Below are 24,535 nucleotides of genomic sequence, written 5' to 3'. Positions count from 1 at the left end.
TAAACAAAAAGCGCATTCATGCGCTTTTTGTTGCTATCAATCACATATTATTCGAGAGTAACCCGAGCAAACTTACGTTTGCCTACTTGATAAACGTAAGTGCCAGATTCAGGCACCTGCTTTGCATCTTCAAGCTTTTCACCATCTTGCTTAACTGCGCCTTGTTTTACCATGCGCATTGCATCTGAGGTTGAGCCAACAAGCTCTGCATCTTTCAATAAATTGGCGATAGCAATACCTTGTGCGAACGTAAACTCTGGCATTTCATCGGGCAAAGCGCCTTTTTGGAAACGGTTAATGAACTCCTGCTCAGCCGCATCAGCATCAGCTTCTGAATGGAAACGGGTAATGATCTCTTTCGCCAATAAGATTTTAATATCTCTTGGGTTCTTACCCTTCGCTACCTCTGCTTTAAACTGCTCGAGTTCTGTCAATGGCCGGAAAGAAAGCAATTCATAGTAGCTCCACATCAGATCGTCTGAAATCGACATGATCTTCCCAAACATTTCGCTTGGAGCTTCGCTAACCCCAATATAGTTATGAGCGGATTTAGACATTTTTTTCTCACCGTCTAAACCGACCAATAAAGGCATCATCAAAACAACTTGAGGCTTCTGACCATTGGCTTTTTGTAGCTCACGCCCCATCAGCAAGTTAAATTTCTGATCGGTTCCGCCCAACTCGACATCGGTTTCCATCGCCACTGAATCGTACCCTTGTAATAAAGGGTACATAAATTCATGAATAGCAATCGGCTGACCACCAGCATAGCGCTTTTTAAAATCATCACGCTCCAGCATTCGGGCTACGGTTTGATTAGCCGCTAAACGAATCATCCCTTCAGCACCCAGTTCAGATAACCATTCAGAGTTAAACTGAATCTTCGTTTTCGCTGGATCCAGAATTTTGAATACTTGCTGTTTATAGGTTTCCGCATTACGAAGCACATCTTCTCGTGTCAACGGTGGACGGGTGGTGTTTTTTCCTGTTGGATCGCCGACCATACCAGTAAAGTCTCCAATCAAGAACGTAACATCGTGGCCTAAATCTTGGAAAGTGCGTAATTTATTCAGAATTACAGTGTGGCCTAAATGAATATCTGGCGCAGTTGGATCCGCTCCTAATTTAATACGTAAAGGACGACCTTCTTTCAGTTTTGCCACTAATTCTTCTTCTGGAATTAGCTCTTCAACACCACGCTTAATCTCAGCTAAAGCCGCTTCAATACTCGCCATTCTTGTTCACTCCCACAGATTTGGCAAAAATTTAATAATTCGACATCTTACTTGAATAGCGATGACTTTTGAAACCAGTTAGACTAACCAACTGGCGATTTTATTATTAATTATTGAACGAATACGAATATGCTAGCAATTTTTGCTCGTCTTCCCTGGGTTCATCGGGCTTTTATTGCCTTTTTTACTGCATTGATTGTCATTGCACTATTTTTCCTCCCAGATCCAGAAGCATTAAGAAACCACCCTGAACGCCTACAAATTGGCAGACATTATCCATTAACGATCAATAGTGAAGCTCTTTCACCCGGCCATACTATTTTGCCATCTGCGCTACTGCGTTGGGAAACTTATCGCGTAAATGCCGGAGAAAGTGCCGCCATACTGTTTCAACGTATTGGTTTGTCATCTCGTCTTTTATATGAACTGACCGCCAGTAGCCCAGAGATCAATCAACAACTCAGCCGATTACGCCCGGGCGATGAGCTACAATTTGGCTTTAATGAGACCAATCAGTTAATTCAACTGAAACGTCGAATCAGTGCTTATGAGACTTTTGATATCACCCGAACAGAGTCTGGCTTTTCCTCCAAAGTGGATAAAAAAGAGGTTTTTTATCAATACAACTACGCTCAAGCAGAAATTCAATCGAATTTCTGGAATGCCGGAAATGCGGCAGGGCTAACGGCAAACCAAATCATGGAATTGGCGGGCATTTTTGGTTGGGATATCGATTTTGCTTTGGATATTCGTGCAGGTGACCGCTTCCAGTTACTCTTTCAAGAAAAAGTGGTAGAAGGTGAGGTGATTGGCCGTGGAAATATCATTGCTGCTATTTTTACCAACCAAGGCAGCACTTTTACGGCTGTTTTGGATGATCGTACGGGGCAATATTTTGATGAGAATGGCCGAGCCATGAAAAAGGCTTTTCTACGCTCACCTCTCGATTTTCGCCGAGTCTCTTCTAATTTTAATCCTCGTCGCCTTCATCCGGTAACGGGGCAATTAAAAGCCCACCGAGGAACAGATTATGTTGCACCTGTCGGCACGCCTATTTGGGCCGCTGGGGATGGGGTGGTCGAAAAATCGAGCTATAACCAATTCAATGGTCACTATGTTTTTATCCGCCACAGTAATACTTATCTCACCAAATATCTGCACTTAACTCGCCGAACGGTTAAAACTGGGGAAAGAGTCAAACAAGGGCAAGTGATTGGAACATTAGGGGGCACGGGGCGAGTGACAGGCCCCCATCTACATTATGAGTTTTTAGTCAATGGCGTTCATAAAGATCCTCGCACTGTGGACTTACCTCAAGCACAGTCGTTGACAGGAAAGAATAAAGAAACCTTTATTGCCAATGCCAAAATTCGTTTAAATACCCTTTCTCGGTATAGTCAGCTCCTTTACTCGGCACCATAATCATCGAGTGTGTCGCCACTCATAACAAAAAGCCCTTGTAAAAATACCAAGGGCTTTAAGAAAGAGTCTCAGATCTCAAAAACTTATACGCTAAAGGAAGCACCACAACCACACGTTGTGGTGGCATTAGGGTTATTCACAAAAAAGCGTGAGCCTTCTAACCCCTCAGTATAATCAACCACACCACCAATTAAATATTGTAAACTCATCGGGTCAACCACTAGAGTCACACCACTATTTTCAATGGTGGTATCTCCTTCATTCACTTTCTCATCAAAGGTAAAGCCATACTGAAATCCACTACAACCGCCTCCGGTAATGTAAACACGTAGCTTTAGCTCTGGGTTTTCTTCTTCGGCAATTAAAGCCCGCACACGTGTTGCTGCGGCATCCGAGAAGGATAAGGGGATATTGACTTCGCTCACAACGACCTCTCTCATTCGTTTCATACTCATCTGCGATCTATGAGCATCATTATTTTTCTATCACTCCGATTATCTAATACCTGACTTATTCGTTCAAGTATTAGCCGCCATGCTAATGAAATCATCCGTGGTTTCTTATTATACGAAGATAAACAAACAAGGTTTATTTTTATTTAGTGAGGCAAAATGTAAAACGCCTCTCACCCGGCTATCAAATCTAAAGAGTATTCAAAAAACCGCACAAGAATACCGCCATTGAGCATTAGCACAAACATTGGCTCTCATAAATAAGGGAAATGATTTCACCTCTCGCCTCATCAGCGTACAATGCACAGCGCAATAGGTCGAGCAATCATAAAGAGGATGTATCCATGACCAAATCAGAAGATCTTTACCAAAAGGCACAAACCAAAATCCCTGGTGGAGTAAACTCCCCTGTTCGTGCATTCAGCGGTGTCGGTGGCTCCCCCATTTTTATTGACCGTGCCGATGGAGCTCTGATTTTTGATGCCGATGGAAAAGCCTATATTGATTATGTGGGTTCATGGGGGCCAATGATTCTTGGTCATAACCATGCGGTGATCAGAGAAGCGGTGATCGATGCTGCACAAAGAGGCTTAAGTTTTGGCGCACCAACGGAAATGGAAATAGCCATGGCCGAGTTGGTCTCTGAGCTGGTCCCATCAATGGAACAACTTCGGATGGTTAACTCAGGCACAGAAGCGACCATGAGTGCGATTCGCCTCGCTCGTGGTTATACTGGCCGAGATAAAATCATTAAGTTTGAAGGTTGTTATCACGGCCATGCAGACAGTTTACTGGTTAAAGCTGGCTCAGGCGCACTCACACTCGGCCAACCAAGTTCTCCTGGCGTTCCCGCAGATTTTGCTAAATATACCCTAACAGCACGTTTTAATGATTTGGATTCCGTCCGTCAGCTGTTTGCTACCAATCCGGGAGAGATCGCCTGCATTATTGTTGAGCCTGTTGCTGGCAATATGAACTGTATTCCACCAGTTGCGGGATTCCATGAAGGGCTGCGTGAAATTTGTGATCAAGAGGGAGCCCTACTGATTTTTGATGAAGTGATGACAGGCTTTCGAGTCGCACTCGGCGGTGCACAAGCCCATTACAATATAAAACCCGATCTGACGACATTAGGTAAAGTCATTGGTGGTGGAATGCCTGTCGGTGCTTTTGGTGGCCGAAAAGATGTGATGCAATACATCGCACCAACAGGTCCCGTTTACCAAGCGGGCACCTTATCGGGTAACCCTATCGCAATGGCAGCTGGGTATGCTTGCCTTTCACTTTTAAAAGAAGAAGGCAATGAAAAACGCTTGGCCTCAAAAACCAAACAATTGGCACAAGGGTTTAAAACATTAGCGGATAAACATGGCATTCCTTTGGTTGTAAACCAAGTCGGTGGCATGTTTGGTTTCTTCTTTACTGATCAAGCCCAAGTGACGTGCTACGAAGAAGTGGCCAAGTGTGATGTTGAACGTTTCAAACGCTTCTTCCATTTGATGTTGGGCTACGGCGTCTACCTAGCTCCTTCTGCATTTGAAGCTAGCTTCACCTCTTTAGCCCATGGCAGCAAAGAAATTGAAGCTACGTTAGAGGCGGCTGATCGCAGTTTTGCTCAACTTGCTCAAGAAAACTAAGCATTGAATACGAAAAGGGCTGCATCGCAGCCTTTTTTATTCCAAGAGCATTATTACTGCCAATACACCATCACCAAGAGAACCAAAACACACAGAATAATCAGCAACCACGGCACCCGCTGAAAGAAAGATTTCTTAGATTCGCAGCAAGACTCTTTATCACAACATCCCATTTTTATCTCCCCATTGCCCGTTTTCTCAATTGCGGTCATTATATACCCATAAAAATCAGAGCGGCAGATTGTTCTAGATTTTAGCATCAACCTATGTTCACGAGTCGAACCATAAATCATCAAAGAAAGGGAATCTCATTGTGTCAGATAAAGTCAAGTTCAACTCAAACCATTGGGTATTAATTGCTGCACTGATTGTTGCTGTATTGAGTTGTTATCTATTACTCAAGCCCTATATCAATGCCATCGTCATGGCCTTTATTATCTCTCTACTGATGTTTCCTATTCACGAAAAACTGGAAACCAAACTCCCCTCTCATAAAAATATCGTTGCCCTACTTTCGTGTATTATTCTGGTCTTTATCATTGTGCTCCCCTTGTTACTGGTCTTTACCGCCATTATCCAGCAAGGTTCGAAATTTTCTCAAAACCTGTATCACTGGGTAACTGAAGGAGGAATTCAAACGGTATTATCGCATCCGTGGGTAACAAAGGGGTTAGAACTCGCCAATGAGTACCTTCCCTTTCATGAAATTACGCCACAAAAGATAGCGCAAAGAACCGCACAATTAGCGACGACATTAGGTAGCGATCTCGTCTCGGTCAGTGCCAAAATTTTAGGTGATGCCACCAGCTTTGTGGTCAATTTCTTTTTGATGCTGTTTGTCTTATTTTTCCTGCTGCGAGATCACGATAAAATCATTCTCGCTATCCGCCACATTGTGCCATTATCACGTAGCCAAGAAGACCGTTTACTCCATGAAATTGAACAAGTTTCTAAATCTGCAGTGATGGGGTCGTTTCTAACCGCCATTGCGCAAGGCATTGCTGGTGGATTAGGCATGTGGTTGGCGGGTTTCCCTGGTCTATTCTGGGGTACCATGATGGGGTTTGCCTCTTTTATCCCTGTCGTTGGTACGGCTCTTATTTGGGTTCCTGCCACACTTTACCTCTTTATTATGGGCGACATCAGTTGGATGATTTTCTTATTGATCTGGAGCATCGCCGTTGTGGGTTCTATCGATAATTTACTGCGCCCTTTGCTGATGCAAGGGAGCGCAGGTATGAATACCTTGATGATTTTTTTCTCACTACTGGGAGGGCTACAGCTATTTGGATTAATCGGCTTAATCTACGGCCCCTTAATCTTTGCGATTACCATCGTGTTGTTCAACCTGTATGAAGAAGAGTTTCAACCTTTTTTAAATCGCCAAGACAATAGCTAAACTCCTTCAAGCTTAGGGGCAATTGTGCGAAAATCCTTGCCCCTGAGTTTGTTCTTGAGTTTGTTATGTCTCACTACACCGCCCCAAGTCAAATTGCTGAACGTCAACTGGCTTATTTCGCTGGAAAAAAAGTGCTTATTGCTGGAGAAATGGAAGATCTTTTTCCTTTACAGCTAGCGCAGCACTGTCAGTCTGTTTCTGTCTTTACCACTCACTATGGTTATTACCGCCAATTACAACACTCATCCACCATACAGAGCTATTTTGGGGCCGAATTAACTGAAGATGTGGAAGCTGACCTACTGGTTCTTTATTGGCCAAAAGCCAAGCTAGAAGCTCAATACCTGTTAGCGATGTTACTGGCAAAGCTTCCATCGCCTTGTGAAGTGATCGTGATTGGTGAAAACCGCTCTGGGGTTAAAACCATTGAGAAAATGTTCACCCCCTATGGTTCTATCAAAAAATATGACTCCGCAAGACGCTGCTCATTTTATTGGGGGCAATGTCATCATTCGCCAAATTCTTTTGATTTAGAAGACTGGTTTAAATCTTACTTAGTTCAATATCAACAACATACCTTAACTATTCGCAGTTTACCGGGAGTTTTTAGCCATGGTGAATTTGATTTGGGTAGTCAGTTACTGCTTGATACCCTACCTTCATTGCAAGGAAAAGTGCTTGATTTTGGCTGTGGTGCAGGAGTGATTGGTAGTGTTATGGCTATACTTAACCCACATATTGAACTAGAAATGTGCGATATTAGTGCCCTTGCCATTTGCTCTAGCCAAGCGACTTTAGCCGCGAATGGATTATGCGGACGAGTGTTTGCCTCAGACATTTATTCAGACACCGCCACAAATTACGATTACATTGTTAGTAATCCTCCCTTTCATTCCGGTCTAGAAACCAGCTATCAGGTTACAGAGACACTGTTGCAATCCGCTCCGGATTACCTCGCAAGATCAGGGCAACTCTTTTTGGTCGCCAATAGTTTTCTTAAATATCCTCCCATTATCGAACAAGCCTTTGGTAATTGTGAGACGCTAAATAAGACCAATAAATTTTCAATTTACCACGCAAACAAGTCGTAAACCTGACGCTATTTTGCCGATTTTAACGGCAAAATAGCCAATTACCGATAAAAACTGAGCTCACGACCACGCTTTAAGTGCAACTTACTTGTCAAAGTAAAAAAACTCGTTAATTTCGTTACTTTCTCTATTCCTTTGTTCAATTTTCTCACTAAGGCTTTGTTCATCGTGGGTATCATTAGAAGTAACGCTTTCTCTATGTTCAGGTTTAATCGAAAACAGAAATTTAAACGTCTGCAAAATACGTTAATGTTGGCATTTTTAGTGCTTAGCCTTACCCCTCTCACTGTGACGGCGCTGTTTTTCCTTCATTCTCACAGCAAAGATTTACAGGAACAGAGCACTTCTCATCTGCTATCTGTACGCGATACCAAGCAACAACAAGTGATTGACTACCTAAGCGCGAAAGAATCTGAAGTGATGGGCTTTGTTCGTTCAGAACTGGCTTATGCAAGTGGTGGGCGATTCTATGGCTTAGTCAACGCCTTTCAACGGTTAGGTGATGATATTGAGCAAGCCCGCCTACATGCCCAACAACGCTATATCCCCGGATCCGGCGATCAAATCAAAACCTCTGTACTGCCTAAATCAAGCAGTTATGTGGGCAGTGAACGTTATCGCCTACTGCACAAACGCTACCATTCCGCTTATCTTGAACTTCTGAAACGCTCGGATTTCGACGACATTTTATTGGTCGACCTCAATGGTAACGTGGTCTATTCCATTTACAAATATGACAATTATGGTACGAACCTACTCACTGGGCGCTATAAAAGTTCGAACCTAGGAACCACATTTCAGCATTTAGAGCAAATCGTCACAGAAAATCGGAAGCTCAATGAAGATTATACCCCCGTCGTGTTATCCGATTTTATTGAAGAAGAGGGGCAGCAATACGCTTGGATGGGTGCCCCCATTATTCAACAAGGCTACCTACACAGTTATGCTATGTTTCGGCTGCCAAATAATGGGATAACAAAACTCATTTCTGAAAATAACAGCGATTCCTCAAAACGCACATTGCTGGTCGGGCAGGATCAGCGATCACGAATCCTAGCTCATAACCAAGTCGATATAAAAACCAGTACCGATGTCATCAATATGGCACTCAATGGCGGTCGAGCCGTTGGAACCTATAAAAATACCTTAGGCGAGAAACACATTGCCGCCTATGCCCCGATAAAAGTGAAAGAGTTAGACTGGGCTATAGTCGTAGAGCTACCAGAGAAAGAAGCCTTTGCGCGAGTTCGTCAATTAGAGAAATTGTTTATTTTTGCAATGCTCACCGCCATAATCCTCGTCGTGATCGCCTCTCACTACCTATCTAACTTCATCACCTCTCCGTTATTGAAACTGACATGGGCGGCCGAACGGGTTTCAGCCGGAGATCTGGATAAAGCCATCATTAATACTGAACGCCAAGATGAAATTGGCCGGTTGGCGGTGAGCTTTGAACGAATGCAACGTTCAATTCGAGAAAAAATTCAACTGATCAAATCGCAAAACATTGAGTTAGAAAATAATATCCAAGTCATCCGTAAACAAAATGACGAATTACAGTTAGCCAATAAACTTAAAGATGAGTTTCTTGCTACCACTTCACATGAATTACGTACCCCACTACATGGCATGATTGGCATCGCGGAAGCATTGATTTCTGGGGCAAATGGTCCCATTAATGGCGCACACAAGTATCAATTAGATATTATCATCAGCAGTGGGCAACGTTTGGCTAATTTGGTAGATGATCTATTGGATTACCATAAAATGCGTTATGGCCATTTAGATATGGAGTTACGTGCAGTCAACCTTGCAAGTGCAACTCAACTCGTCTTAGCGCTCTCTAGCCATCTATTGGGGAAAAAACAAATTCGAATTATTAATCAAGTCGCTGAAAACCCCATTTGGGTGTGTGCAGATGCTCAGCGTCTTGAACAAGTACTCTATAACCTTATCGGTAATGCGATTAAATATACCTCTGAAGGAAAAATTGTCATTTCCGCCACTCAGCAAGAAGATCACGTTCGAGTGCAAGTTGTTGATACGGGGCAAGGCATCCCCGCTGAGCAACTGGAACATATTTTTGAACCTCTTATTCAAGCTGGGCACGATAGTAGCCGTTACCGTCAAGGCGCGGGATTAGGCCTATCCATTAGCCGCCAATTAATCGGATTAATGGATGGATCTTTATATGTCAGCAGCCAACCAATGGTGGGGACCACCTTTAGCTTCACTCTCCCACTTGCGACATCAGAACAGATAGAGCATGCCCAACAAACCCAAATGGCACATTTCCAAATACCAGAGTTAACGGAACTAGAGAAAGATGAAGAAAATCATCTGCCAGAAAATCCTGATGGACCTCTTCTTCTGGTTGCCGATGATGAACCCGTCAATTTACGGGTTCTCAAAAGTTTTTTACGCTTAGAAGGTTATCGGGTCAAAACCGTACAAGAAGGCAATGAAGTACTATCAAGTGTAAAAGAAGAACAGCCAGAACTATTACTGCTCGATATCATGATGCCAGGCATGAACGGTTATCAAATCTGCGAACAACTACGCCAAGATTACGACCACGCTCAACTGCCCATCATTATGCTCACCGCACTAAACCAGAGTGATGACCGATTGAAAGGCTTTGAAGTCGGTGCTAATGATTACTTATCCAAACCTTTCAATAAACAAGAGTTAGCCGCTCGTATTCAAGCACATTTAACCGCAAGTAAAGCTGAACAACGACGAATAGAAAATGCTCGGTTACAAAAAGAACTAAAACAACGCGCCATGGTAGAAGCCAGCCTGCTTGAAACCCAAGGGCGGCTGTTAGAACAACTAGATTCCGCTCCCGAGGCCATTTTATGCCTTCGAGAAGATAATAAAATTCGCTTTGCGAATGAGTCTGCCGCCCGACTATTTAAGCGAAGCCAAGAGCAACTGAAACGCTCCGATGCTGAAGAACTGATTGCCCCCAAATATTTACTGGTCGAACAAGAACACTACTGTGGCAATATTGATATCTATGTCGATGATATCAGACAGCATATTTCGGCCGACATCCTTCGACTTCCTGAAGGATCTGGCTTTAAAGCTATGTACATCTTTAATGTCGGAGGCAATATTAATGCAGCCAGAATCCATAACCTAGAAACGGCACTAGAAGCTTTATCCAGTTATGCCTTTGAAGGAGATAAAGACAAACTTCAGCAATTAAAAGAATTAGGAGGAGAATTTACTCGTATTGCCGAAAAAGTAGCCGGAGAGAACCAATCAAAACAGGAATTAATGCGATCAGTATTGGTCGAAGCGATGAGTAGTGCTCTTGATTACTGGGAAAAAGTGACAGGGCAAAGTAAATTCACGTTTGCTGAACAAAGTGGTTTATGGCGCGTCTATTTAGACCGTAGTACGCTGCAAACCCGTACATTGGATAAATACCTGCGAATTGAAACTCTGCCGAAGACTCCTCGTTGGCGTACCGTACTAAATTCACTGGATTATATTCTCGAACATTGCAAAGAGCAGTCCCCAGAGCGAACCTATATTGAAGTACAAAGAGATAAACTTCAAAAGCTACTCACCACAGACTAATCATCAAATATAAACTTAAGCCTGCTTTAGCAGGCTTAAGTTTATATAGCACCTAATCGTAAAATGCACTTAGCGCACCTCTTCTCATTTCTTCCCATAAGCAGCCTTTATTATGCCCTTATCTATTATATTAGCCGACTCCCCTTCTCAAGAAGGCGTCATCGATGCACAATCCACCACCGACCTTTAGTTGATTTACACGCTAAAAAAACCATTCTATCCAACGATTCCCTCTAGTTAACAACGGTAAAAATCCGTCATTTTCTGGCTAAAAATAGCGAAAATCAGATTCATCTAGTGTTTATTGAACAAGTTTGCGATGATAATCACAACAATTTGCCAGATTTAATTTACGAATAAAATTTTCTATTTTTACGAGTAGTGAGCAAGATCTCAATAATACCAGAAAAGAAACAAACTCAATATATACATATAAAAAACAGGTAGTAACTACTTACATACAGTACTAAAAAGCCAATAGAACGTGAGCCCACTCACTGTTCGTTTTTCGGTCAAAACTAAACAAGAAATACAAATTTTAACGATAATAACGTGCCTAACCCTATTTTTGACACTTTTGACGAGAATTGAAATTGATAAATCTTCCTACAAGGTGTTTCCTTACTCATGCCAAAGGCCTACAGGCCACTCATTTCATTCTGCTCCTCCGGCATGAATGAACATAATGAGGTAGGTCATTGCGAGAGTTAATCCAATGATGACATTCATATCCATTTGTGAAATGAAAGCAAAATAGTAAGGAACAGCTATGCTTGCCAATATAAAAAAAACAGCACTAGCCGCAGCCGTAATTGCCGCTGCCAGCAGTGTTTCCGCTCCCGCGTTTGCACGCAGTGAGCTGACCATCGTGCCAGATTTCTACCCAACAATGGTACGGAACTTCAACCCCTATCTAGCCACCAACTTACGTACCACGACTGATTTTATCTATGAACCATTAGTTGTTTTTAATGAAATGCATGGCAACACACCAGTCATGCGTTTAGCTGAAAACTTCAAAATGTCTGATGACTTAATGAGTGTCACTTTCGATATTCGTAAAGGAGTGAAGTGGTCTGATGGTAAAGGGTTTAGTGCAAATGACGTTATTTACTCATTTAATCTACTGAAAGAGAAGCCAGAACTTGATCAACGTGGCATCAATAAGTGGGTCACAAACATTGAAAAAGTTAACGATTACAAAGTCCGTTTCCGTCTAAGTGAAGCTAACTCTAACGTACCGTATGAAATTGCTCAGGTACCCATTGTGGCAGAGCACATTTGGAAAAAAGTCAAAGATCCAGCTACCTTTACTAACGAAAACCCTGTAGGTACTGGGCCATTTACTGAAATCGATACCTTTACCCCACAGCTTTACATCCAATGCCGTAACCCAAATTACTGGGATGCTGCAAACTTGGAAGTCGATTGCCTACGCGTACCACAAATCGCCAACAACGACCAATTGCTGGGTAAAATCATTAACTCAGAGCTAGATTGGACCTCTTCTTTCGTTCCAGACATTGATCGCACTTATGCGGCGGCAAGTCCAAAACACCATTATTGGTACCCAGCAGCAGGTACACAATCTTTCATGGTGAACTTTAAAAACTCAGATCCTGCTAAAAAAGAAGCGCTGACGAACGTTGATTTCCGTCGTGCATTCTCGATGGCGTTGGATCGCCAAACCATCATTGATATTGCGTTCTACGGCGGCGGCACCGTCAATGACTTCGCTTCAGGCCTAGGTTATGCGTTTGAAGCATGGTCAGATAAAGCGGTTCACGACAAATATAAAGGCTTTAACACCTACAATGTAGAAGGTGCTAAAGCACTGTTAGCAAAAGCAGGCTTCAAAGATATTAATGGTAATGGTTTTGTTGAAACCCCATCAGGTAAATCGTTTGAACTCTTAATTCAATCACCAAATGGTTGGACCGACTTTAACAACACCGTTCAGCTCGCTGTTGAGCAGTTACAAGAAGTGGGTATCAGAGCTCGAGCTCGTACGCCTGAATTTGCGGTTTATAACCAAGCCATGCTAGAAGGCAATTATGATGTGGCTTATACCAACTATTTCCACGGTGCAGACCCTTACACATATTGGAACAGTGCATACAACTCAGCATTGCAAAAAGGTGATGGAATGCCTCGCTTTGCTATGCACTTCTTCACCAATAGCAAACTGGATAGCTTACTTGATAGCTTCTACAAAACCGCTGATAAAAATGAGCAGCTAGAAATTGCTCATGGCATTCAGAAGATCATTGCAGAAAACCAAGTGACTATCCCTGTATTGTCTGGTGCTTGGATGTATCAATATAACACCACTCGCTTTACGGGATGGTGGAACGAAGAAAATTCTAAGGGCCGTCCAAGTATTTGGGCTGGCATCCCAGAACGTCTACTTCATGTCCTGGATTTAAAACCAGTTAAGTAACGTTCATTTCGGCGGCGTACTGGTTACGCCGCTATTAAAAATCCCCTCGCTTATCCATTGTAAGTATGGCGCATGTCGTCAGGGGATTTCTCGCTCTTAATTTCGCAAGGAGCGACCTGAATGAAAGATCAGGAAAACTGGGTGAGTAAGGTGTAAGTTATGGGTTATTTTTTAAGACGTTTGTCGTTCTATTTTGCCGCGTTGCTGGTTGCAGCAACACTAAACTTTATTATTCCGCGAGCGATGCCAGGTGATCCGGTCACCATGATGTTCGCACACGCCACAGCACAAGTAACCCCTGAACGAATTGAGGCCATGCGCCAACTACTTGGATTCGTGGATGGGCCTATCTTAGTGCAATACTTTACATATATGAAAAGCATCCTTAGTTGGGAGCTGGGCACTTCAATCAAATTTTACCCGCTAAGTGTTAATGAATTATTAGCCGGAGCCTTTGGCTGGTCGCTCTTTTTAGCAGGCACCGCCGTTATTATTTCTTTTTCAATTGGCTCCATTCTTGGCATTTTTGCAGCATGGAAACGAGGTAGCTACTACGACACTTTTGTAACACCTGGCATGCTAGTCATTCAGGCTGTACCACAAGTCGTCATTGCCATGTTAGCTATGTTTACTTTTGCCATTGGCTTAAGGTGGTTTCCAACTGGGTATGCCTATACCCCAGGGACACTGCCAGACTGGACAAGCTGGGAGTTTATTAAAAATGTCGGCTACCACGCTGTTCTCCCTCTTCTCTGCGCCTCGATTGTGCAAATTGGTGGTTTCTTAGTCAACATGCGCAACAACATGATCAACCTACTCGCAGAAGACTATATCACGATGGCGAAAGGGAAAGGGTTGAGTGAAAACCGAGTGGTATTCAACTACGCCGCTCGTAATGCGCTACTCCCCAGTGTCACCGCACTATCTATGTCTTTAGGTATGGCGATTGGCGGACAATTGATCATTGAAATCATCTTCAACTATCCCGGCCTTGGTACTGTACTGTTTAACGCCATCACTGCACGTGATTATCAAGTACTACAAGGTCAGTTAATCATTATGACGCTCTTTATGCTGTTCTTTAACCTGCTAGCCGACATGCTCTATGTTGTGCTCGACCCTCGCTTACGTAAGGGAGGCAAATAATTATGAAAGCACTATGGAAACTACTTCGTGGCAACCGAATGGCAATGCTTGGCGTGACGATTCTCAGCCTATTTTTATTAATGGCGCTCTTTGCCCCTCTTATCACACAACATGCTCCAGATAAACGTACGGGTAACCCCCATGAATATCCAAGTTTTGTTGTGAAAGCGGCCAAAGCTAACCCTGATGGATGGGTGGCTGAAAATCTCGCCAATGATCGTCGTAAATTAGCAATGTCGAAAAAAGAAAACCACGTGTTAGGAACAACTCGAATGGGACGTGACGTTTGGGCTCAAGTCGCTTACGGTGCACGAGTTTCTCTAGCTGTTGGCTTTGGTGCCGGGATCACCGTTTGTTTTCTTGCTACCGTGATCGGTATTTCTGCTGGGTATTTTGGCGGCAAAATCGATGACTTCTTAACTGCTGCAATGAACATCATGCTGGTTATTCCCCAATATCCTCTGTTGTTTGTCGTGGCCGCCTTTATTGGACAAGCAGGGCCATTAACCATCGCTCTGATTATCGGCTGTACCTCCTGGGCTTGGGGTGCTCGGGTTGTTCGAGCCCAAACCATGGCTCTGAGAGAAAAAGAGTTTGTGAAAGCGGCTGAAGTGCTTGGGGAATCCTCTTGGCGAATTATCTTTGTTGAAATACTGCCTAACCTGATTTCCATCGTTGGTGCCAGTTTCATTGGTTCGGTTATGTACGCCATCATGATGGAAGCGACTATCTCCTTCCTGGGCTTAGGTGACCCTAACACTATTAGCTGGGGCATCATGTTGTATAACGTACAAACTTCATCTTCGATGCTGATTGGTGCTTGGTGGGAACTGCTAGCCCCCTGTATATCCTTGACCTTATTGGTGACCGGTTTAGCCCTGCTTAACTTTGCTGTCGATGAAATTGCCAACCCGCAATTACGTTCTCACAAAGGAATGAAGCGCTGGAAAAAACTGGCTAAGCAAGACAAACGTCAGCGTAAACCAGTACTAGAACCTCAACCAGCCATTTGGAGCGGAGATAAATAACATGACTGAACCACTAATCTCAATCCGCAACCTTTGTGTTGACTACATTACCGATGCCGGAGATGTCCGAGCTTGTAACAATGTTAGCTTTGATATTGCCCCCGGCGAAGTATTTGGCCTAGCAGGTGAGTCCGGTTGTGGTAAATCCACGGTGGCTTTCTCGTTGATGCGCCTACATAAGCCGCCCGCATTTATCACCGGAGGCGAGGTCATTTTCAACGGTGAAAACATCCTGAAATACAGTGATGACCGTATGCAATCTTTCCGCTGGAATGAGATGTCCATGGTATTCCAAAGTGCAATGAACGCACTTAACCCGGTTCTCACCATGGAAGAACAATTCTGTGATGTGATTATGCGTCATACATCGATGACTCGCGCACAAGCCAAACGTCGAGCAGAAGGGCTACTCGAAATTGTCGATATTCACCCAAGCCGATTAAATGACTACCCACACCAATTTTCTGGTGGCATGCGTCAGCGGCTGGTTATTGCGATAGCGTTAGCATTAAACCCCAAAATGATCATCATGGATGAACCTACAACCGCACTTGATGTGGTCGTTCAACGGGAAATATTGCAAAAGATCTATGCCTTAAAAGAAGAGTTTGGCTTTTCTATTTTATTCATCACACATGACTTGTCTTTGATGGTCGAGTTTTCAGATCGCATTGGCATCATGTATTCAGGTGAGCTGATAGAAGTCGCCCCCTCCAAGCAAATTCTGGAAAGCCCTTTCCACCCTTATACCAAAGGATTGGGTAGTTCTTTCCCTCCATTAACAGGGCCCAAAACGAAACTAACAGGAATTCCTGGCAACCCGTTGAACTTACTTGAAATACCGAAAGGTTGTCGCTTTCAAGCCCGTTGCGATCGCGTCCACGAAGCCTGCACCAAAGTGCCCACAGAGTTACGCCAGATCGAGCCGAGTCGGTTCTCAAATTGCCATCTTTATGGCGAACCGATAACCCAAGTAAAACTATAGGCTGCGACACAGGCAATAACCGTATTTCTGGAGACAATTATGAGTAAAGCATTAGGTGAGCTGTTAGTGGAAGGGAAAAACTTAGTCAAAGATTTCCCGATCAACAGTAATGCTCTGAAACAACCCATGATGCGTGCTATTAACGACGTATCATTCAAAATGTACAAAAGCCGTGGTCTATCCGTCGTGGGGGAATCTGGCTCAGGTAAATCAACCACGGCAAAAATGATTGCCAAAATGTATGCCCCAACCTCAGGTACGATTGAATATAAAGGGAAGGATATTTTAGGCATAAAATCCCGTAAAGAGCTGATGCACTACCGAGAAGGGGTACAAATGGTGTGGCAAGATCCCTTTGGATCACTCAACCCTACGCACACCATTTTCCACCATATTGCTCGACCACTACTGATCCATAAAAAAGTAACACCGGGTAATAAGAAAGAACTGCAAGAACGTGTTTATGACCTACTTGAACAAGTTGGGCTGATTCCTCCCAAAGAAACAGCAGAAAAATACCCGCACCAGCTTTCAGGCGGACAACGGCAACGGGTCAACTTAGCGCGAAATATCGCCGTAGGTGCGGAAGTTGTGCTTGCCGATGAACCCACCTCAATGCTGGATGTATCCATTCGAGCAGGGGTACTCAACTTGATGGAAGAGATGAAGTTTGAAAAACAGATGTCTCTACTTTACATCACACATGATATTGCAACGGCGCGCTATATCGCAGAAGACCTTGCTGTGATGTATGTCGGACACATGGTTGAATGGGGAGATACCGACGAGATCATTCACGATCCGCAACATCCTTATACTCAGCTTCTTGTGTCTGCGGTTCCCGATCCGAAAAAATCGATCCATGAAAAACTGAAAGGTAATAAAGGGGAAATTCCACTCTGGACTCCCGATTCACTTGGCTGTCCATTTGCCGGGCGCTGCTTACATGCTAGCGATAAATGTCGTGAAACATTGCCATCGGTCACCCAGTTATCGGACAACCACTTTGTTCGCTGTTATCTATACGAAAACTAATAAGTAATCCTCTGCGCTCTGTAAATTGAGCGCACTTTTTGTGTGAAGTGCGGAGAAGTTAAATGCAATTGATCACCAACCATATTGGCTATGAAACCTTTGGCCCCAAGCAAGCCATATTACTGACCTATGGCTCCGGTTTATATACCGAAGAAGCGAGGTTGGTGTGCGCGCACAGTTATCAAACGGTCGCTCATATTGCTATCCAGTATGGTGGGCGGGTCGATAATTGGCATCAAGGTCATTTTCATCCGATCGACTTTTCTCACATCACTCAGGAAGGGGTGTTTTATCTTTGTTTTGATAATACTCAGTCTCCTTGTTTTGTTATTCAACAAGGGCTACTGATGCAATCCACCTTTTCAGATTTACTGCACTATTTTAAATCACAACGATGCTCTGGCATTTTTGATAAGCAAGACAAGCACGTACCGCTTCTAGGCACTCAAACCACTGCCGATGTGCATGGAGGCTGGTACGATGCTTCTGGTGACGTAAGTAAATACTTAAGCCACCTTTCTTACGCTAACTATTTGAACCCACAACAAACACCAATGGTGGTCTGGAACATGCTCAAAGGGTTAGCGCTTTTAGACCATCACTCGGGTTTTGCTGCATTTTCTCGTACTCGTCTCATGGAAGAGGCGTTGTTTGGTGCTGATTTTCTGGTTCGAATGCAAAACGCCGAGGGTTTTTTTTACATGACCGTCTTTGACCGATGGAGCAAAGAGATTCATCAACGGGAGATCTGCGCCTATTCAACTCAACAAGGCCATAAATCGGCACAATTTCAGGCAGGATTTCGTCAAGGCGGTGGCATGGCGATCGCCGCTTTAGCGGCCGCGGCACGGTTAGAGGTAAGCGGAGATTATTCCGCACCGACCTACCTTGCAGCGGCAGAGCGAGGCTATCAGCACTTAAAAATCCATAACCTCTCTTACTTAGATGACGGGCAAGAAAATATCATTGATGAGTACTGTGCTTTACTCGCCTGCTGTGAACTTTATCGTACGACGAAACAAGAACCATACTTGTTAGAAGCACGAGACTGGGCTCAACGCCTGTCGGCCCGACAACATTGTGATGAACAACAAACGTATTTTTGGTCTGCCAACCACGATGGATCACGTCCTTATTACCATGCCGTTGAAGCTGGATTGCCCGTAATTGCGTTGTGTGAATATTTGGCTATTGAAACGTATGAAAGCCATAAAAGAACCATTCAGCAAGTGGTTGAACGAGCTTGCCAATTTGAACTGGCTATCACTCAACAAGTTCATAATCCTTTTGGTTATCCACGGCAGTATGTTTGTGATACTCATGGCAATAAACGCCCCGCTTTTTTTATCGCTCACGAGAACGAAAGCGGTTATTGGTGGCAGGGAGAAAATGCTCGCTTAGCTTCTCTCGCCGCCATGGCTTACCTTGCCCAACCTTATTTAAGTGATGTAAACACCCAATCCTTGTTGCTTGGTTTAGCCAATGATGCACTGAATTGGATTTTAGGACTCAACCCTTACGACATGTGTATGCTCGATGGGCATGGTCGAAATAACCCAGACTATTTGCCCCATTTAGGCTTTTTTAACGCCAAAGGGGGAATCTGTAATGGCATCACAGCCGGCTTTGAAGATGAAACCGATATCGCCTTTAACCCCGTCGGTCAAAAAGAAGACATGCTGCAAAACTGGCGCTGGGGTGAACAATGGATCCCTCACTCAGCATGGTATTTATTAGCGATCACCTGTCAATTTGTCCACTTTTCACCCGTACAAGGAAGCGGTCAATGATGATTTACTATGTAGGCATCGATGGGGGAGGAACCTCATGCCGAGCCAGAATTCGAGACCAGAATGGAACGCTCATCGGTGAAGGAAAGAGTGGAAGTGCCAATATCTTACTCGGCGTTGAGTCATCAATGCAGTCGATCATCGCGGCCATTAGCCAAGCAGCCAAACAAGGTGGGCTCAATAAGCAGCACTTCGCTCACATGCATCTTGGATTAGCGCTTGCTGGAGCTGAACATCAAGCAAGCTGGATTAAATTTATGCAGCAGCCTCATCCATTCGCCTCTCTCACCCTCAATACCGATGCCTACGGGGCTTGTTTAGGTGCTCATAACGGTGAAGAGGGTGCGATTATGATCGCAGGCACCGGCTCTTGTGGCTTATTCATTCACCAAGGTCAACAACATGTTGTGGGCGGACGGGAGTTTCCCATTTCCGATCAAGGGAGCGGGGCCGCAATGGGGTTACATCTTATTCAACAATTAGTCTTAATTCATGATGGTATTCGCCCTGCAACGGCGCTGAGTAACGCTATCTTCGTTCATTTTTCTGATGATATCGATCGCGTTGTTTCTTGGTCTAAAAATGCACTTCCCCGAGATTATGGCCAATTCTGCCCACAAATTTTTTTATTTGCAGAGCAAGGTGATTCACTCGCCATTGAGCTTCTCAAAAAAACGGCTCGTGATATTGAAATGTTTATCTTTGCGCTTCGAGCCAAAGGGGCCACACAGTTTTGTTTAATGGGCAGCATTGCTGAACGCATCGTCGATTGGCTCTCTCCGCCTGTTCAACAATGGATTGTCCCTGCTCAGTTTGATGCGATTGAAGGCGCATTAATGTTTGCAGGCAAACCTGAACACAACTTGTATAAAGGATAGGATATGAACTATCGAATAGACTTAGCGGTACTCTCAGAGCAGCCTTCCCACTGCCGTTTTGGTCTAACATTACATAACCTAAGCGATCAAGATCTACATGATTGGAGCTTGCATTTTTCAATTGAGCGTTACATTGAAGTTGATACCGTCACTCAAGCTCAATTAGAGCAAGTGGGTAGTTTTTGTTCTCTCGTTCCAGCGCAAGAAATACTAGCTGCCAATCGGCATTTTTACTGCGAGTTCTGTGTAAAAACAGCGCCTTTCCATTTTTACAGTGATGGCCTTAAAGAAGCCTTTATCCAACTTAATGGAGAACATCCCGTTACTCGCCACTCCGTCATCGTTACCCCTATTGCTCTGGCCTCGCCCTACCGAGAACGCAGTGAACTTCCTCCGGTGGAAGCGGCGGAATTATGTTTAATTCCATATCCAAATCAGATAAAGCAACATCAAGGAGTCTTCCAGCTCACACCTAACCACTCGATGGATATACAAACCCCTCAGGCAGACGCTGCCGCTTGTTGGTTAGCGGAAGAACTCAAGCACTTACACCATTTTACGTTGATGGGTGACAAGGCGATCGGTATTACCTATCGGTTAAACCCTATTCTTAATGAAGGTTGCTACCATCTCAACATTAACCAAGAGAGCATTCGAGTCGATGCCAGTAGCCAGCAAGGGTTTATTCACGCCAGTGCCAGCTTGTTACAACTCGCTAATTCCGATCAACAAGGGTTAACTTTTCCGCAAGTCAGTATCGAGGATCATCCCCGCTTCTCATACCGAGGAATGATGCTCGATTGCGCTCGCCATTTTTATAGTATTGAGGAAGTAAAGCGGCTCATAAACCAATTAGCCCACTATAAGTTTAATACCTTTCACTGGCATCTAACCGATGATGAAGGATGGCGAATTGAGATTAAATCCCTCCCACAACTGACCGATATTGGCGCATGGCGCGGAATGGATCTGCCTCTCGAACCCCAGTACAGCAAACTAACAGAAGTGCATGGTGGTTTTTATACTCAGCAGGAGATAAAACACGTTATTGAATATGCTGAAAAACGTGGCATTACCATTATCCCTGAAATTGACATACCCGGTCATAGCCGTGCCGCCATTAAATCGTTACCCAATTGGCTCATCGATCCAGAAGATAGCTCCACTTATCGTAGCATCCAGTACTACACCGATAATGTTCTCTCTCCGGCACTACCGGGGACTTATCGATTTATTGATTTAGTACTGGAAGAAGTTGCTGCCCTTTTTCCGAGCCATTTTATTCATATCGGAGCCGATGAAGTGCCCCATGGTGTTTGGATCGGTAGCCCAAAATGTCAGGCCTTAATAGCAGACCATGGCTATCAGGATGCAAAAGAATTACAGGGCCATCTACTGCGCTACGCCGAAAAAAAACTCAAGTCGCTAGGCAAGCGGATGGTGGGCTGGGAAGAAGCTCAACACGGCAACAAAGTCAGTAAAGATACGGTTATCTATTCTTGGCTTTCCGAGCAAGCGGCTTTGCAGTGTGCTAAGCAAGGGTTTGATGTCATTTTACAACCAGGTCAATTCACCTATCTCGATATGGTGCAAGATTATGCTCCCGAAGAACCCGGCACTGATTGGGCTGGTGTTATCCCCCTCGAACGAGCTTACCGCTATGAACCGTTGGCCGAGTTAGCTGACGACGACCCTTTACGAAAACGTATTTTAGGCATTCAGTGTGCCTTATGGAGTGAACGAGTCAATAACACATCACGTATGGACTACATGATCTACCCTCGCCTCACCGCCTTAGCGGAAGCTGGGTGGACGGAAAAACCGCAACGCCACTGGCTCAATTATCTTGCTCGCCTTAAAGGACATTTACCTTTCTTGGACAAACAAGATATTCATTACCGAGCTCCGTGGAAAGCATAAAACTAAACCGAGAGCAATCCCTCTCACGTTTTCTCTAGCATCGATATGAGCGATACCCCGTATCGCTGTTTTAAAAGGAAATTACCATGAAATACGGCTATTTCGATAATGAACATCGTGAATATGTCATCACTCGTCCTGACGTGCCTGCCCCTTGGACCAACTACTTAGGGACAGAAAAATTTTGCAGCGTGATCTCTCATAATGCTGGGGGTTACTCTTTTTATCACTCTCCTGAATACAACCGCGTTACCAAGTTTCGTCCAAACTTTACGCAAGATCGTCCCGGTCATTATGTCTATTTACGCGATGATCAAACCGGAGATTACTGGTCTATCTCATGGCAACCGGTCGCCAAAAGCCTAGACCAAGCGAAATATGAAATTCGCCATGGCCTGTCTTATTCTAAATTTCAATGTGAGTATAACGGCATCACCGCCAGCAAAACCTTATTTGTACCCAAAGGGGAAGATGCCGAACTTTGGGATGTGGTGATCGAAAACACTTCCGATCAAGTGCGAACGATCAGCGCTTTCAACTATGTAGAGTTCTCTTTTAGCCATATTGTGTCTGATAACCAAAACCATCAAATGTCACTCTATTCAGCAGGAACTGAGTATGCCGATGGTGTGATTGAGTACGATCTCTACTACAACACCGATGACTTCTTAGGTTTTTACTACTTAACCTCAACCTTTGATCCGGATAGCTATGATGGTCAACGTGATGCTTTCCTTGGTATGTATCGAGATGAAGCAAACCCAATTGCGCTTGAACAAGGCCATTGCTCTAACAGCGCACAAACCTGTTACAACCATTGTGGTGCCTTGCATAAGCAATTTGTTCTACAACCGGGAGAGACAGTCCGTTTTGCCGTGATTCTTGGCGTCGGTAAAGGTAATGGCGCAAAACTGCGTAAAAAATATCAAGACTTAAATCAAGTGGATAACGCCTTTGCTGGTATCAAAGCTCACTGGGATGAACGCTGCGCTAAATTCCAAGTGAAATCGCCGAATGAAGGGCTAAATACCATGATCAACGCGTGGACACTTTATCAAGCGGAAACTTGCGTAGTTTGGTCTCGTTTTGCCTCTTTTATTGAAGTAGGAGGGCGTACTGGGCTTGGCTATCGAGACACCGCACAAGATGCGATTTCCGTACCTCACACCAACCCAGCCATGACACGCAAACGTCTGGTGGATCTGTTACGTGGGCAAGTCAAAGCCGGTTACGGTCTGCACTTGTTTGATCCCGATTGGTTTGATCCAGAAAAAGCGGATGTCAAACCCTCCAAGTCACCAACGGTGGTTCCTACCCCTTCTGACGAAGATAAAATTCACGGTATTAAAGACACATGTTCAGACGATCACTTATGGATCGTACCAACTATTCTCAACTACGTTAAAGAGACCGGAGAACTGGATTTTATTGACCTCGTCATTCCTTACGCTGATGGTGGAGAAGCCAGTGTGTATCAACACATGATGGCCGCCCTTGATTTCTCGGCCGAATATGTGGGTCAAACGGGGATTTGTAAAGGTTTACGTGCTGACTGGAATGACTGCTTGAACCTAGGTGGTGGGGAATCGGCGATGGTTTCTTTCCTACACTTCTGGGCGTTAGAAGCATTCTTAGAACTTGCAAACTATCGAGGCGATAACGTAGCGATAGAAAAATACCAAGCAATGGCAGATAAGGTACGCCAAGCCTGTGAAACTCATTTATGGGATGAACAAGGGGAATGGTATATCCGTGGCTTAACCAAAGATGGCGATAAAATTGGCACTTTCGAACAGCAAGAAGGAAAAGTGCATTTAGAATCCAATACTCTCGCCGTATTATCTGGCGCCGTTTCCGCAGAGCGCGGCCAAAAAGCGATGGATGCCGTTTATCAATATCTCTTCTCAAAATACGGCTTACACCTCAATGCACCTTCCTTTGCCACCCCCAATGATGACATCGGTTTTGTTACCCGTGTCTATCAAGGTGTGAAAGAAAATGGCGCGATCTTCTCACATCCTAACCCATGGGCATGGGTTGCAGAGGCCAAACTTGGCCGAGGAGATCGAGCGATGGAGTTTTATGACGCCCTCAACCCTTACAACCAAAATGACATGATAGAAACCCGAGTCGCGGAACCTTATTCCTACGTGCAGTTTATTATGGGGCGCGATCATCAAGATCATGGCAGAGCCAACCACCCTTGGTTAACCGGAACTTCTGGTTGGGCTTACTATGCGACCACCAACTACTTACTCGGTGTGCGCTGTGGATTTGATACGTTAACTATTGATCCCTGTATTCCGACTTCATGGCCTGGCTTTGAAATTACACGTCAATGGCGTGGAGCGACTTATCAGATCAAAGTGGAAAACCCCCAAGGAGTCAGTAAAGGCGTGAAAAGACTCATCCTCAATGATCAGGAGGTTGAGGAGATCCCCACGCAACCAGCAGGCAGTATCAACCACGTTACGGTCATTATGGGTTAA

16 protein-coding genes are annotated in these 24,535 nt (G+C 44.3%); 14 read left to right on the top strand and 2 right to left on the bottom strand.

The window, feature by feature from the left end; all coding sequences use genetic code 11:
- Positions 1-47: 47 nt before the first annotated feature.
- Complete coding sequence (gene tyrS / locus B5D54_RS08335) at positions 48-1,235, bottom strand: tyrosine--tRNA ligase (protein ID WP_078926084.1); 1,188 nt, start codon at positions 1,233-1,235, stop codon at positions 48-50.
- Between the two features lie 129 nt (positions 1,236-1,364).
- Here tyrS and shyC point away from each other — a divergent pair, with 129 nt between their 5' ends.
- Positions 1,365-2,657: a peptidoglycan DD-endopeptidase ShyC gene (gene shyC, locus B5D54_RS08330; protein ID WP_078926083.1), complete on the top strand. Its 1,293-nt coding sequence runs from the start codon at positions 1,365-1,367 to the stop codon at positions 2,655-2,657.
- Positions 2,658-2,740: 83 nt separating this feature from the next.
- On the opposite strand, the gene erpA is transcribed toward shyC, so the two are convergent.
- Positions 2,741-3,082: an iron-sulfur cluster insertion protein ErpA gene (gene erpA, locus B5D54_RS08325; protein ID WP_078926152.1), complete on the bottom strand. Its 342-nt coding sequence runs from the start codon at positions 3,080-3,082 to the stop codon at positions 2,741-2,743.
- Positions 3,083-3,453: 371 nt separating this feature from the next.
- On the opposite strand from erpA, the gene hemL reads away from it, so the two are divergent.
- The 13 genes from hemL to B5D54_RS08255 all read left to right on the top strand — a co-directional run bounded on the left by hemL (position 3,454) and on the right by B5D54_RS08255 (position 24,535).
- Positions 3,454-4,746 carry a glutamate-1-semialdehyde 2,1-aminomutase gene (gene hemL, locus B5D54_RS08320; protein ID WP_078926082.1) on the top strand — a complete coding sequence of 431 codons (1,293 nt, stop codon included), beginning with the start codon at positions 3,454-3,456 and terminating at the stop codon, positions 4,744-4,746.
- 313 nt (positions 4,747-5,059) lie between these two features.
- Entirely contained in the window at positions 5,060-6,145 is a 1,086-nt protein-coding gene (locus B5D54_RS08310) for an AI-2E family transporter (RefSeq protein WP_078926080.1), read from the top strand.
- 65 nt (positions 6,146-6,210) lie between these two features.
- Positions 6,211-7,236: a 16S rRNA (guanine(1207)-N(2))-methyltransferase RsmC gene (rsmC, locus tag B5D54_RS08305; protein WP_078926079.1), complete on the top strand. Its 1,026-nt coding sequence runs from the start codon at positions 6,211-6,213 to the stop codon at positions 7,234-7,236.
- 198 nt (positions 7,237-7,434) lie between these two features.
- Positions 7,435-10,824, top strand: coding sequence for a hybrid sensor histidine kinase/response regulator (locus B5D54_RS08300; protein ID WP_078926078.1), 3,390 nt, complete (start codon positions 7,435-7,437; stop codon positions 10,822-10,824).
- Positions 10,825-11,593: 769 nt separating this feature from the next.
- Positions 11,594-13,264 carry an ABC transporter substrate-binding protein gene (locus tag B5D54_RS08295; protein ID WP_078926077.1) on the top strand — a complete coding sequence of 557 codons (1,671 nt, stop codon included), beginning with the start codon at positions 11,594-11,596 and terminating at the stop codon, positions 13,262-13,264.
- Positions 13,265-13,423: 159 nt separating this feature from the next.
- A complete protein-coding gene (locus tag B5D54_RS08290) occupies positions 13,424-14,410 on the top strand; it encodes an ABC transporter permease (protein ID WP_078926076.1) in 987 nt (328 codons plus the stop codon).
- 2 nt (positions 14,411-14,412) lie between these two features.
- Positions 14,413-15,438: an ABC transporter permease gene (locus B5D54_RS08285; RefSeq protein WP_078926075.1), complete on the top strand. Its 1,026-nt coding sequence runs from the start codon at positions 14,413-14,415 to the stop codon at positions 15,436-15,438.
- 1 nt (position 15,439) lies between these two features.
- Positions 15,440-16,423: an ABC transporter ATP-binding protein gene (locus B5D54_RS08280; protein WP_078926074.1), complete on the top strand. Its 984-nt coding sequence runs from the start codon at positions 15,440-15,442 to the stop codon at positions 16,421-16,423.
- Positions 16,424-16,462: 39 nt separating this feature from the next.
- Complete coding sequence (locus B5D54_RS08275; protein WP_078926073.1) at positions 16,463-17,458, top strand: ABC transporter ATP-binding protein; 996 nt, start codon at positions 16,463-16,465, stop codon at positions 17,456-17,458.
- A 62-nt stretch (positions 17,459-17,520) separates the two neighbouring features.
- A complete protein-coding gene (locus B5D54_RS08270) occupies positions 17,521-19,248 on the top strand; it encodes a glycoside hydrolase family 9 protein (RefSeq protein WP_078926072.1) in 1,728 nt (575 codons plus the stop codon).
- A complete protein-coding gene (locus B5D54_RS08265; RefSeq protein ID WP_078926071.1) occupies positions 19,245-20,126 on the top strand; it encodes a glucosamine kinase nucleotide-binding domain-containing protein in 882 nt (293 codons plus the stop codon). The genes B5D54_RS08270 and B5D54_RS08265 overlap by 4 nt, the downstream gene beginning before the upstream one ends.
- Positions 20,127-20,129: 3 nt before the next feature.
- A complete protein-coding gene (locus B5D54_RS08260) occupies positions 20,130-22,046 on the top strand; it encodes a beta-N-acetylhexosaminidase (RefSeq protein WP_078926070.1) in 1,917 nt (638 codons plus the stop codon).
- 86 nt (positions 22,047-22,132) lie between these two features.
- Positions 22,133-24,535 carry a glycoside hydrolase family 94 protein gene (locus tag B5D54_RS08255; RefSeq protein ID WP_078926069.1) on the top strand — a complete coding sequence of 801 codons (2,403 nt, stop codon included), beginning with the start codon at positions 22,133-22,135 and terminating at the stop codon, positions 24,533-24,535.

It is taken from the genome of Vibrio cincinnatiensis DSM 19608 (assembly GCF_900167345.1).
Lineage (GTDB): Bacteria > Pseudomonadota > Gammaproteobacteria > Enterobacterales > Vibrionaceae > Vibrio > Vibrio cincinnatiensis.
This window is presented reverse-complemented; position numbering and strand designations above follow the sequence as displayed.